The sequence below is a fragment of the Paraglaciecola arctica genome, from assembly GCF_018861065.1.
GTDB lineage: Bacteria > Pseudomonadota > Gammaproteobacteria > Enterobacterales > Alteromonadaceae > Paraglaciecola > Paraglaciecola arctica_B.
In genome coordinates, this window is the sequence record NZ_JAHKQO010000045.1 from 299,968 (window position 1) to 314,160 (window position 14,193).

Annotated in this window: 12 protein-coding genes; all 12 read left to right on the top strand. The window is 36.7% G+C overall.

Going from position 1 to position 14,193, the window contains the following annotated elements; genetic code table 11:
* The first annotated feature begins 3 nt into the window (after positions 1 to 3).
* The 12 genes from KO534_RS20375 (at position 4) to KO534_RS20430 (ending at position 14,190) form a co-directional block, all read left to right on the top strand.
* Positions 4 to 1,026, top strand: a complete 1,023-nt coding sequence (locus KO534_RS20375) for a sulfotransferase (protein ID WP_215932715.1) — start codon at positions 4 to 6, stop codon at positions 1,024 to 1,026.
* A 42-nt stretch (positions 1,027 to 1,068) separates the two neighbouring features.
* Entirely contained in the window at positions 1,069 to 2,505 is a 1,437-nt protein-coding gene (locus KO534_RS20380) for an oligosaccharide flippase family protein (RefSeq protein WP_215932717.1), read from the top strand.
* Between the two features lie 378 nt (positions 2,506 to 2,883).
* The gene (locus tag KO534_RS20385; protein WP_252732293.1) at positions 2,884 to 3,843 is read left to right on the top strand and encodes an O-antigen ligase family protein; all 960 of its coding nucleotides are present in this window, start codon (positions 2,884 to 2,886) and stop codon (positions 3,841 to 3,843) included.
* Positions 3,844 to 4,310: 467 nt separating this feature from the next.
* Positions 4,311 to 5,372 (top strand): hypothetical protein, encoded by a 1,062-nt coding sequence (locus tag KO534_RS20390; protein ID WP_215932721.1) that lies wholly within the window; start codon positions 4,311 to 4,313, stop codon positions 5,370 to 5,372.
* 105 nt (positions 5,373 to 5,477) lie between these two features.
* Positions 5,478 to 7,064, top strand: coding sequence for a hypothetical protein (locus tag KO534_RS20395; RefSeq protein ID WP_215932723.1), 1,587 nt, complete (start codon positions 5,478 to 5,480; stop codon positions 7,062 to 7,064).
* A 17-nt stretch (positions 7,065 to 7,081) separates the two neighbouring features.
* On the top strand, positions 7,082 to 8,137 hold the full coding sequence (locus KO534_RS20400; RefSeq protein ID WP_215932725.1) for a glycosyltransferase: 1,056 nt from the start codon (positions 7,082 to 7,084) through the stop codon (positions 8,135 to 8,137).
* Between the two features lie 16 nt (positions 8,138 to 8,153).
* Positions 8,154 to 10,016: an acyltransferase family protein gene (locus KO534_RS23810; protein ID WP_215932727.1), complete on the top strand. Its 1,863-nt coding sequence runs from the start codon at positions 8,154 to 8,156 to the stop codon at positions 10,014 to 10,016.
* 115 nt (positions 10,017 to 10,131) lie between these two features.
* Positions 10,132 to 10,428: a hypothetical protein gene (locus KO534_RS20410; protein WP_215932729.1), complete on the top strand. Its 297-nt coding sequence runs from the start codon at positions 10,132 to 10,134 to the stop codon at positions 10,426 to 10,428.
* Positions 10,428 to 11,129, top strand: coding sequence for an SDR family NAD(P)-dependent oxidoreductase (locus tag KO534_RS20415; RefSeq protein ID WP_215932731.1), 702 nt, complete (start codon positions 10,428 to 10,430; stop codon positions 11,127 to 11,129). Before KO534_RS20410 ends, KO534_RS20415 begins: the two co-directional genes overlap by 1 nt.
* The gene (locus KO534_RS20420) at positions 11,126 to 12,472 is read left to right on the top strand and encodes an ANL family adenylate-forming protein (protein ID WP_215932733.1); all 1,347 of its coding nucleotides are present in this window, start codon (positions 11,126 to 11,128) and stop codon (positions 12,470 to 12,472) included. Before KO534_RS20415 ends, KO534_RS20420 begins: the two co-directional genes overlap by 4 nt.
* Positions 12,473 to 12,509: 37 nt before the next feature.
* Positions 12,510 to 13,178 (top strand): acyltransferase, encoded by a 669-nt coding sequence (locus KO534_RS20425; protein ID WP_215932735.1) that lies wholly within the window; start codon positions 12,510 to 12,512, stop codon positions 13,176 to 13,178.
* Positions 13,162 to 14,190 carry an acyltransferase family protein gene (locus tag KO534_RS20430; RefSeq protein ID WP_215932737.1) on the top strand — a complete coding sequence of 343 codons (1,029 nt, stop codon included), beginning with the start codon at positions 13,162 to 13,164 and terminating at the stop codon, positions 14,188 to 14,190. Before KO534_RS20425 ends, KO534_RS20430 begins: the two co-directional genes overlap by 17 nt.
* The last annotated feature ends 3 nt before the right edge of the window (positions 14,191 to 14,193 follow it).

Below are 14,193 nucleotides of genomic sequence, written 5' to 3' on the forward strand. Positions count from 1 at the left end.
TAAATGCTAAAAATACTTAAACTTAAAGCAACCTCTATCTTCCTAAAGTTTTTAGGTGTGCGCGATGTTGAAGAAAAGTTGATATCAATTATCAGGGATACTGAAAAGGCCAGTAATAAGATTGTAAATGCACGAAATCCTTACTTTAATCACAAAGTAACTAACGAAATCAGCGACAGAGATGACATCGTTTTTGTTACTAGTCGCTTTCGCAGCGGTTCAACATTACTTTGGAACCTATTTCGTCAAACTGAACTCTGCACATCATACTATGAACCGTTTAATGAAAGGCGCTGGTTTAATCCTAATTTTCGCGGCGAAAATGTAGATCAAACCCATAGGGGTGTCGACGATTATTGGTCTGAATATAATGAAATGGAAGACTTAGAAAAACTTTACGATGAAGATTGGATTAAACATCGACTTCTAATGGATGAGTCATCGGTCGATATAAACATGAAGTCATACATCGAACAACTCGTCACTAGAGCTCCTAAAAGACCAATCTTACAATTTAATCGTATCGATTTTCGTTTACCTTGGGTCAAGCAACATTTTCCAAATGCAAAAATTCTACATTTGTATCGACATCCTCGCGACCAGTGGCTTTCTTTTTTGACTGATGAAAAAAAAATGAATAAAGATCAAATAGAAAAAACTTATAGCGACGCGTTTTATTTGGATTTATGGTGCGAAGACTTATATAAACATTTCCCAGTTCTTGACAAAAAAATCACCCCCCACCCTTATCAGAGGTTTTATTATATTTGGAAGTTGTCTTACCTGTATGGTAAAAAGTATGCCGACATCAGTATTAGTTTTGAAGACTTAACAACAGATACAAACAATGCAATCAAAGAAATCATGAACACTGTTAACCTTGAAAATGTACCGATTAAGGAATTGTGTGACATTATTTCACCTCCCAAACATAATCGATGGAAGACCTATGCAGATGAACAGTGGTTTATTGAACATGAAAATAAATGCGAACAAAATCTAAATCTTATGTTTACCCATAAATAAAGTGATAAGTCATTCAACAATATAACTAAATAAGAAAGCGATATGTCAAAAGTTCGCAAAGCGCTCAAATTTTCAATTGTAGCGACTTACATAGCAAAAATAATCAATCTTATAACGGTAGTTGTCATAGCCAGAATTTTAACCCCTGAAGAATTGGGAGTTTATGCAATTGCGGCTGCCATGGTGATGGTTGTAGATGTACTTAAATCGTTCGGAGTTAGCAGTTACATTATAAAAAAGGATGAGATAGTAAAAGACGACATTCGATCAGCACTTGGCCTAAACGTATTAATTACAAGCTCCCTTGGACTTCTCATCATAGTAATGGCTAAACCACTAGAAATTTATTACGAATATAATCACATTGCAGAATTACTATGGCTACTATCAATATCGTTTTTCGTTTCACCGTTTTTTGGCAACGGAATGGCTTTATTAGCAAGAAATTTTGAGTTCAAAAGTAGAGTTAAAGTTAGCTTAACGTCACAAGTTTTCGAATTAATTATCACTATTACATTTATTTCAATGGGCTTTAGTTACTTTTCTATCGCAATAGGCGTTGCTTTAAAGTCTTTATTGCAAATAGTCTTAATTAGGCTTTATCAAACAAAAGACATGTGTTGGAGGCCGCAGTTTCACGGCATGTCTCGAATTGCAAAGTTTGGCTTATTTGTAACCCTTTCCAATTTATTTGAACGACTCACGCTAATAAGTACAGATTTAATCATTGGTAAGCTTGGCACACCATCAATGGTAGCCTACTTTTCAAGAGGCTTAGGGTTTATTGAATTTTTGACTGGAACCATCACTCAAGGAATAAGTCCAGTTACCATGCCTTTTTTAGCGGAAAAAAAACGACTCGGTCAAGCTCTTGAGCCGGCTTATTACCATGCCAGCAAGTTACTCGGCGCTATCTTACTGCCAGTATTATTAGTAGCTGGAGTTGCGAGTTATCCAGTCATCATACTTTTTTTTGGTGAACAATGGGTGGAAAGTGCTAGCTTAGTCAGTACGTTATGTCTTTGGGGAGTTTTCAGAAACATCCATGCCCTGAGCCCTAGTTTGCTAGTTACAACAGGCCATGAGCGACACCTTTTTACTAGAAATCTAGTCCTCTTTATTTTAACGGGGTTTGGCGTATATTTATCATTTCCATTTGGATTACAAGGTATCGCTGCAGCTATTACTACCGTTGCATTTATTGGTTTTGTCTACACCACTTTACTGCTAAAGTTTGTCTTAGATTTTTCACTTAGTAAATTTGTTATTTCGCAGGTACCTAACATTATTATTTGTACCGCTTGTTACAGCTCTGCTTACTTGAGCTCACAATTAATTGATTTTGAAAAAGCTCCAATACTTTTATCATTTTCAGTTTTAATACCTTTAGTAACGCTAGCATGGTTACTAACTTTGTGGCTGACTAAACACACTCTACTACATGAACTAAAACGAATGTTTGGTATCGTTCATACGTAGAATTAATAATTAGAATAAAAAACCATGCTTAATCTACTACTTTTTTGCGGAACTCTACTTAGCTTCTCTTGGCTTAGTTTTTTTAGAATTCCAATATTTGCTTTTGTTTTGTACCAAGCAATATACTTTTACTACCCACAACAACGATGGTGGGGATACATGGTACCGGATGTAGGCTACTCCTTTATAAGTGTAGTGATCATGGGGATGGTCTTTTTATTAAATTTCAAAACACTTAACCAACAAAAAATACTAAAAGTTGCACCGTTTAGGTACTTTTATATGCTTGTTATTCTTTACTTCGTTACCTATTTTTATTCAGTCAGACCAGACCTTCACATAATGTTCGCTACTAATTACATTAAGTTGGCCATAATTATGACGTTAGCTTACAAGATGTGCACAACCAAAAAACATTTAGATATTATTCTTTATGGTTATATATTTGGATCGTGGTATTTAAGTTTTATAGCCTATCAAGTGGGACGTCAATATGGAGATAGACTTGCCGGAGTTTATACAGTCGATGCGCCAGATGTTAACTTTGTTGGTGCAGCCATAGCACCGAGTTTAGTTCTATGTTTATACTTTTTCTGGATCAAAAAAAATCTCTTCTATCGCTCTTTATTTGTTATTGCGGGCGCGTTTATTGCAAACGCTCTTGTTCTTATTAATTCTCGAGGAGCTTATATTGCTGTAGCACTTTCCATAGCATATTTTATGTATCATATGTTCTTTTCATCCTTCCAACGAAAGTACCAAAAAGGAACAGCAATCTTTATCTTACTTGCAGGGTTAGCATCTTTAGCTGTTGTAATGGATAGGTCAAGTATTGAAAGAATTTTATCTATTAACGAAAACACTAGAGTTCAGGAGTCTCAAGAAACTGCTGCAACAAGAACTGTCTTTTGGTTGGCAGCTTGGGATATGGCGAAAGACTATCCACTAGGTACCGGTTACGAGGGGTTTAGTTACTATTCAAACCAATACATACCAGACCATGTTAATACAGGAAGGAGCCGCAATCGGGCAGTACATTCAACTTGGTTTGAAACTTTGTCAGAGGTAGGTTATCTAGGCCTAGTTTTATTCGTCTTAATGTTATTCAGCTCTTTTAAAATATTAAAAATTACGAAAAAACATCTCAAAAAGCAAAATATGGTTGATGACTACTTTAAAATCTTTGCCTTAGAGGGAACATTATTGGCTTTCATGGTAGCCATGACATTTATTAACAGAATGAGAGCTGAAGTATTACACTGGTGCATATTGTTTGCGTGCGTAGCATATAGCGTTTATGTACTTAATAATAAAGATAACAACGTAAATTCAACGTAAATAATTTTAAATCCAAATTCGAGAAACTCAAGATTGAACCTAGATAAACCTTTTAAAAAAATAGCTTTATAAAATGCATGGGGTGGGCCAGAGTCTACCTTCAGGTAAATATAACACCGGCTAAAAGCGCCCCAAAAGAGCAAGAATCAAACATGAATTTTGTCTCACAACACAAGACAAGACAAGACAAAATTGATAAATCAGAATTAAAAAGAAACAGACTGGCATTGTGAACTGAGTATAAATAACTTAAATTAAATGCTGGCCAAAAGAGATTCAAACCTAATATGAGAAATATATTTAGCCCATTAAATAACGCATTCATTCTATTGTTTTCACTCCTTAGTTATTCTCCAGTTAATCTAGCGGAAAAGGGGAACTTAAAGTTATTACCTGATAAAAATTCTATAAACTTTGGATACTTAGGTGCTTTTAGGTTTCCAATAAAAACCCAGGGACATTCAAGAATGTCATACATTAATGGCAGCTTTGCAATATCGCCGAAAGGCAATACATTATTCACTGTAGGTCATGAACATCATCAAGCCATTGCGGAGTTTTCAATTCCCGACCTTAAAATAACTGAAAACACAAAAAGCCTAAATTTAGCAACTAACATTCAAAAATTCACTTCAATTCTATTGAACAAAACACGCATAAATAACTCCCAAAAGCTTAATAGAATAACGGGCTTAGAAGTTATTGAAGGGGAGTTATTTGTCAATGCGGTCGAGCACTATGACGCTCCCGGCGATAATTATCTAACAACATTTATTGTAAGAGATGCATACAACCTCAGTAAAGCACAAGTAGATGGTTTTTTTTCTTTAGGGGGAAAGGCGCACTCATCTGGCTGGATAAGCAAATTACCAGACAAATGGCAAGATGTATTTAAGGCGAGTTACTTACACGGTTATGCAGCGAACTACTCTATTAATTCTCGCTTCAGCATGGGTCCCACTGCGTTTTCATCTTATATTGACAATTTCGCTGGAATTGATGTCAAGGACGGACTTATACCGACAAGACCATTGATGGATTTTTCAATTAAACGCCCAATTGTTGAAGACCTGTATAACAAATCTAAAAAAAATAAAATGTGGACCGAGGTATCAAATGCTTACTATGGTTTTATTTTACCTAATAGTAATGAATATTTAGTGCTAGGTAACTCAGGCGGTCACGATAGTGGTATTGGCTATAAGGCGACTCAAACTAATGGCAATGTGTGTGGTGGACCCTGTGTATTCGATCCAAAAGATTATTACAATTTTTATTGGATATTTAACGTTAATGATTTTGTTTCTGTTCAAAATGGGAAAAAGAAAACCTATGAATTGTTACCAATTTCTTATGGCAAATTACAACTACCTTTTGCTCCGAAAAATAACACAAAAAATATTGTCGGAGCAGACTTTGATGAAAAATCCCAGAGGCTATACATAATGCTAGAAAATGTTGACAGCTCTCAAAGTCGATTTGAAATTGCTCCAGTCATGCTTGTTTATAGCCTACAAGCAGCGGGTTAATAGTCCGCATTTTAACTTTTTTTATCCCATTGATGAATAACGATTTCACGGATAATAGTCTTTGACGTATCATAAAATTAACGGACAATGAACTTGAGAAATTTAGTGACCCAACTTAACGTACAAGAAAAGTATATTTTTTTAGCGGTGTCTTTGTGCACTTTTACAATTTGGGCTGCTTTTTTCCATCAATATCCAATTATGGAAATGGGAGGCGATTTTTGGGAGCATGCGGGTGCTCTGAACTCATGGATGGAAGACATTATGAATCCAATGTCGCCTCATGTAGCATCGTATGAAAGTTCTGCGCGTTACATGCCCTTCTATTTTGTCATCGCTTTGATTGGAAGTGTCTTAGATTTAACTTCAATTCAGGCAATGGGATTAGCTGCTTCAATAAGCGTAATACTGTTAGTTATAGGAATTGCATATTTTTCTAAATCATACTTTAAGGACAATAGAGCCCCTATTTACACTCTTATCATTCTTTTATGTGGTTGGGGATTGACTTGGAACTGGTCAAATGCATACCAACTCAGAAACTTAGTTTCGATAGCTAGTTACCCTTCTTTTTTCGTTTTTTCATTTTCGTTTTTTGTTTATGGTTTTATTGTTAAAAATATCAAATTAATTGGTGATAAAAAAACAACAGTAATGCTAACAATTGCAATATCAATTGCTATAGCTTTTTCTAGCCACCCCCTTACAGGCATATTTACGGTGTTTTTCGCTGGCTTATTAGGTATTTTTTATGGTGAATCATCGATCAAAAATCGCCTTTACATACTTATTGCAATATTAGTTGGAAGCTTTTTAGTTGAGTTGTGGCCCTATTTTTCAACTTGGGCATTAATTCTCGGGCAAACGCCCGATCAATCGGCCTCATGGATATCTTCAAGTAGTATAGAAATTTCAAACGCAAACCAAACTGTAAGGTGGAAAAAATTAATCTGGGGTCATCCTTTTTATTCACCCATTCAAGTTTTGTTAACGCTATTACCCGTTGTCTTGGGAGTATTTTTATGTCTACTTTTCAGACCTAGAAAAATCAACATTGAACTTTTACTCGCTTTTTCATTGATGGCATTTGTATATACGTTCAACTTATTTTTCAAAATTCCTCTTGGTCACAGAGCGTTGTTGCTAGGAATGTTTCCTCTACATTTGCTTTTAGTTTCGTGGCTGTTACAAATTTCTGCAGGTAAAAACAAAAAAACTTACGTTAGAAAGTTAGTTTCAATTTACCTTAGTACGATATTAGTATTTAATATTTTCCTTGTAGTACTTGAACTAAAAGGTACAAAATTACTTCCTACGATGGAAGCTAAAGACTATCCGTTCAATCGTTTAAATTCTATTCCAGAAAAACTAAAACCCTTCACAAACTTAATGGATGATACTTCTATTGTAATGGTGAAGGAATTGCAAGGATGGGCGTTACCTTCTGTTAAGGGTAAAGTAGTTAGTGGAATGCATACTAACCCATTTATTCATGACCGAATTGAACGTAGAAAAAATGTAAAAATATTTTTCAATAAACAAACGTCCTTTGAAGATAAAATGAAGATAATTCAGAAATATGATGTAACCCATATTCTGCTTCGATCCGACAACGAAGATTCTACTATTCGAAAATTCAATGGTGTATATTCAGAGTTTGGAGACCTAACCCTTATAACTCTCAAAAATTAACTCAGTGATCCCCTAAGTTGAAATTATTAAAACAGTTTAAATTGCCTTGGTTCATTCAATCTAGAATTGATAGAGGAAAGAATCAATATGCATACTATAAGAACACTTTTTTATACAATTTTAGAAATCCAGCTCATAGCTCTAAAATAAAGCCAAAAATTACTTTTCAGTGTGGTTTTCATGGAACAACTGGAGCGGTTGAGTCAATTGCTAATATTGCCAATCTACTTTCAGAAAGGTATGTCGTTGAATTTGTAAGCTACCCATCAAGTAACTTTAATCACAAATTACATCATACTGTTAAAATCGTACACAAATTCGGCCTTGATTCTCAAATGTACTTTTGTGACCTCTCGTGTGATGAAGCAATTTTAAAAAATCTAAGAGATGAAAATAAAAAGATATTAATAAGCGTGCATGGAATGTTGCACAGTCAATTTGGGCTTTCAGCAAAGCAAAAAATGGAAGCGATTCAATATGCAGATATTGTTCAGTTTGTTAGCCCAATACAACAGGAAGAATACCAACTTGATCCTGACAAAGTCATTATCATTCCCAATATGGTAAATTCAAATAAGAAAGATAAATTTACTAATAACGTTGGTGTAGTAGGAAACCTTAATTTAGTGAATAAAAACGTAAATGCTTCTGTGGATATAGCGTTAGCTTCAAAAATGGACGAGATACATTTATGGAGTATTGAAACAGATAAATGGAATAACTCAAAAGTAATATGTCACAGCTGGGAAAATGATAAATACAAGATTTATAGTACTTTCGACGTTTTAGTATTTATGAGCCAAGAAGAAGCACTCAGCATGGTTGTACTTGAAGCGATGAGTATGGGAATCCCTTGTTTATTGTCTAACATTCCAGCATTTGAACAATTTTCTAATTGCCCTGGTGTACATTTAGTCAACCCAAATGAAGTTTCAGAGGCAAGCCTTATTTTAAATAAACTTCTTGATAGTAAATCAGCTCTTCGACAAAATATTCTTTACTATTGGGAAACCCTATATTCAAAAAATGCAGTTAAAAAACAATGGTTAGAGTCGATTTCTAATTTAATTTGAATAAGGACATATAATAGTGGCAAACAAAACGGTATTTAGGAAAGATATCAATGGTCTCCGTGCCTTAGCTGTTCTTTCTATACTTATATTCCACATCGATCATAAACTATCTGGAGGATTCATTGGTGTAGACATTTTCTTTGTGATTTCTGGTTTTTTAATCACGGGCTCAATATGGAATCACTGCCAAAATAATAACTTTTCTTTTTACGAATTCTATTTAAAACGCATCCGAAGACTATTTCCTGCCTTATTTGTCATGTTGCTTGCTTGCTTAGTCTGTCTTTTAGTATTTGGACTGGCCTCTGAAGTCAAGATATTTGGAAAAGCGGCACTTTCATCTTTGTTTTATTTATCCAATATGTTTTTTTATTATGAAGTAGATTACTTTGCTGCAGACGCTCAGTTAAACCCACTTTTACATACTTGGAGCCTCTCAGTTGAAGAGCAGTTTTATTTAATTTTCCCGATTACGCTGGTAATTTTTTATCGATACAGAAATTATGCACTGCTATTTCTATTATCGTTATTGGCAGTTTCATTTTTACTAAGTGAATTTCTTTTATCTTTAGATGCTTCTGCAGCTTTTTATTTAGCGCCATCAAGATTCTGGCAATTTATTGTTGGAGGGTTACTCGCGATATATGGAACCAATATAAAACTATCCCATCGAGCAAGTGAATTAATTAGTTTGACCGGATTATTTGCCCTATTAACAACAATTATACTTTACCATGAAGAACTCCCTTTCCCTGGTATTCTAGCTATTCCTCCAACGTTGGGAACAGCCCTGATTATTCTTAGCTGTAATGGAAAAACAATAGTCGATAAAATATTGAATCAACCAATCGCACAGTTTTTCGGCAATATATCCTATTCACTCTACCTTTGGCACTGGCCGGTAATAGTTTTTTATAAGTTATTAATCAATCCAGACTTAGAAAAAGCAGACAAACTTATCCTATTTTTTGTCTCTCTTTTTCTTGGATATCTTAGTTGGCGATATACCGAACAGCCTTTTAAATCAATTTCAGTAAAAAAGGGAAACAATTCTATCTTAAAAAAAAGTGGTTTATTAACGCTACCACTGATTGTAGTTTTATCAGTCGCAATATGGAATCCAGATTACTTGGTAAAGAATAAAAGTAACTATGAGGCATTTATTGATTACCCGATGAAAGCAAGAATAGGTAAATGCTTTCTTACGTCCCAATCACATAATCCCAATCTAAACTTCCTAGACGAATGTATACGCGTTAGCCGAGGAAAAAATGTACTTCTTCTAGGCGATAGTCATGCTGCACAATATTACTCTTCATTTGTACAATACTTTGATGATAGCAATATTTCACAATTGAATGCTTCCGGTTGCCGTCCAATAATTAGTTATTTAGGAAAAGGGTATTGTACGGATTTAATGAAGCGTGCCTTTGAAGAATATTTACACATGTATAATTTTGATCTTGTCGTTTTATCTGGTAGATGGAATGCTTTTGATTTAAGCGGATTAATCCAAACTATTAAGTACCTTCAACTATTGAATATTGAAGTTATTTTAATAGGCCCGGTTGTAGAATATATGCAACCACTACCCAACTTACTATCAAGATTCGAAAACGATAGAAATTTCGCTAGCCGAGCAAGTATTTATGAAAATCGTTCTGAACTAAACTCTAAATTAAAAGAAGTGGCGACTTTATACGAGGTAAAGTACGCCTCTCCAATCGACGTCATGTGCCCAAAACAAACTAAAGAGAGTTGCATAACAACATTAGAAAACGGTGATCCAATACAATTTGATAAAGGACATCTTACTCATAATGGTGCGTTATTTATTATCAGAAATATTTTCAGCCTTGATTGGCAGTTAAAAACGTAAAAAATACCATAACTAGTTTTATCAAAGTTCGTAGCCAAACCAATTCACATCTGTGGTGGCTAATTGAACAATATTATATTAATGTAGGTTTATTCTAACTCGTAGAATATCATGTATGGAAACAAATCATATTACTCAAATTGTACTTAATGCACTTAGCTTGACTAACGAATCACGCCCTAGTACTCATCAAATCCCTTTGACAGATACAACGGTTTTATTTGGTCAAAATGGGCACCTAGATTCAATGGCATTGGTTGCATTATTGATGGACATTGAAGATGCACTGCAAGAACAATCAATCGATGTGTCATTAAGCGACGAAAAAGCCATGTCGATGTCGCGCTCCCCCTTTAAAGACATTCCGAGCATCAGCCAATACATTCACGACGTCATTGCAGCTCAAGCCTAATGAAAGCTCGAAAAATCATGGTCACTGGCGCAAGCCAAGGCATAGGTAAAGCCCTAGTTGAGCATTTTTTGGCGTTGGGAGACACGGTAATTGGCGTGTCTCGTTCCAAGTCAGACATAGCGGCAGAGAATTACCACCACTACTCAGCTGACGTGGCGCTAGAGGCAGACGCCAAACGAGTATTTGCCAATGTCAAAAAGCAAGTAGGCGCGTTGGATGTATTAATCAATAATGCCGGCATTGCCAGAATGAATGCCTTTGCTCTTACCCCTGTAGATAACGTTCAAGAAATTATGAACACTAACTTTATGGGCACTTTTATCTTTTGCCAAAAAGCGATTAACTTACTTAGAAAATCCCCTAACGCCCGTATTATCAACTTAAGTACAGTAGCGGTACCTTTAAATCTAGCTGGCGAAGCCGCTTATGCCGCATCAAAATCGGCAGTGGAAACGCTTACTCGCATTATGGCGAAAGAACTAGGTAGCTTTGGTATTACCTGCAATGCTATTGGCCCCTCGCCTATTGCCACGCAACTTATCAGCGGAGTAGGCGAAGAAAAGATCAATAAACTCATCCAGCAACAAGCCATTAAAAAAATGGCTAAAGTCGAAGATGTCACCAATCTTGTGGACTTTTATCTGAACCCCAACAGCCATATGGTGTCTGGTCAAGTTATCTACCTTGGGGGGATATCATGAGAATTGATTTTTTAAAAGCTAAGATGCGTGAAGCAGGCGCGGCAGATGCAGTGGCGATTGGCGAAAATTGCATTAGTTATCAGGTATTAAGTGAGCGATTGGATTATTGGCAAGCCTATTTACAAAACTCAGCAATACCGGCAGGCGCGGTGGTGTCTATTAAAGGCGATTATTCTGCGGACGCTATTGCCTTGTTTCTGGCTTTGGCTGACTACAAGGCCATTATCATTCCCCTTTCAAATGATTCAGCTACACAGTTTGATGAATTCAGTGAAATTGGCCAAGTCGAATACGAATTTGTTGCTGTAGACAATGAATACCAACTAAATGCCACTCAAACGAAAGCTGACCATGTTATTTACCAACAAATTCGGCAAAAAGGCACACCAGGTTTAGTGCTTTTTTCTTCGGGTTCAACCGGTAAAAGCAAAGCTATAGTCCATGATTTAGAAGCGCTATTAGCCAAATTCACAGTGCCACGCAACACCATGCGCACAGTGTTATTTTTACAGTTTGACCATATTGGCGGCATCAATACTTTGTTGTATACCCTAGCAAATCAGGGCATGGCTATCATTCCTGAAAACCGCCGGCCCATTACTGTTTGCAAAGCAATAGAAACCCATAAAGGTGAAGTTCTACCTACTTCTCCCACATTTCTTAACTTATTATTGCTATCTGGCGCTGCACATGAATCTGACTTGAGTACTTTAAAGTTAGTAACTTACGGCACCGAACCTATGCCTGCCAGTACACTCGAGGCGATGAACAAACACTTCCCTCAAATTCGTATGTTACAAACTTATGGCCTGTCAGAAGTCGGCATATTACGCTCTAAGTCACGTGACTCAGACTCTCTGTGGGTTAAGGTAGGTGGTGAGGACTACCAGACAAAAATAGTCGACGGCAAACTTTGTATTAAAAGCAAATCTGCCATGCTGGGTTACCTGAATGCGCCCTCGCCTTTTGACGAAGACGGTTATATGAACACTGGCGACCAAGTTGAGCAAGATGGCGAATGGATAAGAATACTCGGCCGTGAAAGCGAAATAATCAACGTAGGAGGCGAAAAGGTCTATCCCGCAGAAGTTGAGAGTGTAGTGTTACAACTTGATGGTGTTGAAGATGTGGCAGTATACAGTTTAAAACATCCCATAACCGGGATGACGGTGGCAGCAGAGATCAAAATAACCACAGGTGAATCTTTGCGAGAATTTAAGGTTAGACTACGTAATCATTGCGCGAAGTTAATACCCGCCTTTAAAGTACCAAGCAAAATTACTTTAATAGACCAATACACCCACAACGCCAGATTTAAACGAATGCGTAAACGTACGGCCTAATTAAGACAATGCGTAGTCTCAAGCGAAGGAATATGCCATGCGACATCTAATTAAAATGATCATTAATCGGGTATCACAACTTATAGCCCTGCCATTTGTGATCACATGTTGGCTTGAATCTTTAGTAAATAAAAAGGTAGAAGTCATATTTGTGTTTTGGACTAATGTTTTCGCCTTATTACCAGGATTACCTGGGGTTTTCTTACGCAGAGGATTTTATTCATTAACACTGCAGCAGTGCTCTTTAGACAGTCATATTGGCTTTGGATCTTTATTTAGCCATCGAAACTCAATTATCGAAGACAACGTCTATATTGGTAACTATTGTACAATTGGCTCTGCCCACATTGGTGAAAACAGTCTAATTGGCAGCCGTTCAAGTTTGCTAAGTGGTAGCGGTCAACATATTCACAACGACGAAACCGGCACATGGGGCGCGTTTTCCACCGACAACATTAAACAAATTCAAATTGGCAAAAATGTTTGGCTAGGCGAAGCCGCTATTGTTATGGCCGACATTGGCGAAGGCTGTCAAATAGCCGCAGGCACTGTGATTTCAAGCGACACTAAAAGTTACGTGATGCTAGCCGGCAATCCTGCACGTTTTGTGAAAAGTTTACCTCTGCCGGCCCTGTTACAAACACAACTTCAGGATGCCCCGTTGCCAGATACTGTAAGTGAGCTACCCAATGAAAAACAGAGTTGATTTTATCGACTGGCTAAAAGCCGTTGGTATGTTCCTGATTGTATTTGGTCATTACTTCGGTGAACCATTTGACCAATTCACTCAACCCATCTACCCCAAACAACTCGGCGTGGCATTGTTTGTATTTGTAATGGGCTGGGGGTTGGCCAGTGAAACACGCCCTCGGCGGCAAGTAGTATACAATCGTCTATTCCCAATGTACTTTTGGGGACTAGCAATAGCGATATTTATAAGCGTTATTTTTATGCTAACCAAAGGCCACCCTGCTATCACCAATTACCTGCCGTTTATTGGTGGTATCAATGTGTTAGCTAACTTTTTCCCGTCCAACCCCACCACTTGGTACATAGGTACCTACCTGCACATATTACTGCTGTGGGCCTTAGTTATGCGAAAAGTAAAAGTAACATTGCCATTGATACTCTTAGTTTTACTTTGTGAAATAGCGATCCGCAGTATTTTTATCGAGTTTGAGCGCTTGTTCACAGGCTACATGCTTATTTCTAATTGGATAACAGTGTTCTTGCTCGGAATGTATATGCACCAACAAAAAGATAATCACAATACTAACAAAGCACTTTTGGTGATGCTGTTTTGGGTGTTATTTTTGTTTGCTTGGGCTAGGTTACTTAATCCATTTGATATCACGAGAAGCTTCCCTTTCAGGCTTCCTATAGACCACTCAACACTAATCAGCAGCATACTCATATCTGTAGCAATTTCGTTCGTTTATCTAAGTAATACGTTATTAGCTGTTAAATTCTTCAGCAGAATTCCTGCAAATCGAGTTGTGCGTTTTTTTTCACGCAACACCATTTTTATCTTTATTGGTCACATGCCGCTTTATGATGTTGCAGAGCCTATCGCTAGACTGTTTGTTGAGAGTGGCTGGGGTAAGCGTGCAATTATAGTTGCGATTATGTATGTGGGATTGGCTGTTGTGTCTGAGTTACTGCACAAAGTAGTAAATATTAATAAATTTATGAAGCATTTGTGGTTACGGCTGAATTAATTA

What these genes read in the sequence shown, in the direction of transcription:
- KO534_RS20375 (WP_215932715.1), top strand. Translation starts at nt 4, where the DNA reads ATGCTAAAAATACTTAAACTTAAAGCAACCTCTATCTTCCTAAAGTTT.
- KO534_RS20390 (WP_215932721.1), top strand. Translation starts at nt 4,311, where the DNA reads ATGTCATACATTAATGGCAGCTTTGCAATATCGCCGAAAGGCAATACA.
- KO534_RS20410 (WP_215932729.1), top strand. Translation starts at nt 10,132, where the DNA reads ATGGAAACAAATCATATTACTCAAATTGTACTTAATGCACTTAGCTTG.
- KO534_RS20385 (WP_252732293.1), top strand. Translation starts at nt 2,884, where the DNA reads ATGACGTTAGCTTACAAGATGTGCACAACCAAAAAACATTTAGATATT.
- KO534_RS20425 (WP_215932735.1), top strand. Translation starts at nt 12,510, where the DNA reads ATGCGACATCTAATTAAAATGATCATTAATCGGGTATCACAACTTATA.
- KO534_RS20430 (WP_215932737.1), top strand. Translation starts at nt 13,162, where the DNA reads ATGAAAAACAGAGTTGATTTTATCGACTGGCTAAAAGCCGTTGGTATG.
- KO534_RS20380 (WP_215932717.1), top strand. Translation starts at nt 1,069, where the DNA reads ATGTCAAAAGTTCGCAAAGCGCTCAAATTTTCAATTGTAGCGACTTAC.
- KO534_RS20420 (WP_215932733.1), top strand. Translation starts at nt 11,126, where the DNA reads ATGAGAATTGATTTTTTAAAAGCTAAGATGCGTGAAGCAGGCGCGGCA.
- KO534_RS20415 (WP_215932731.1), top strand. Translation starts at nt 10,428, where the DNA reads ATGAAAGCTCGAAAAATCATGGTCACTGGCGCAAGCCAAGGCATAGGT.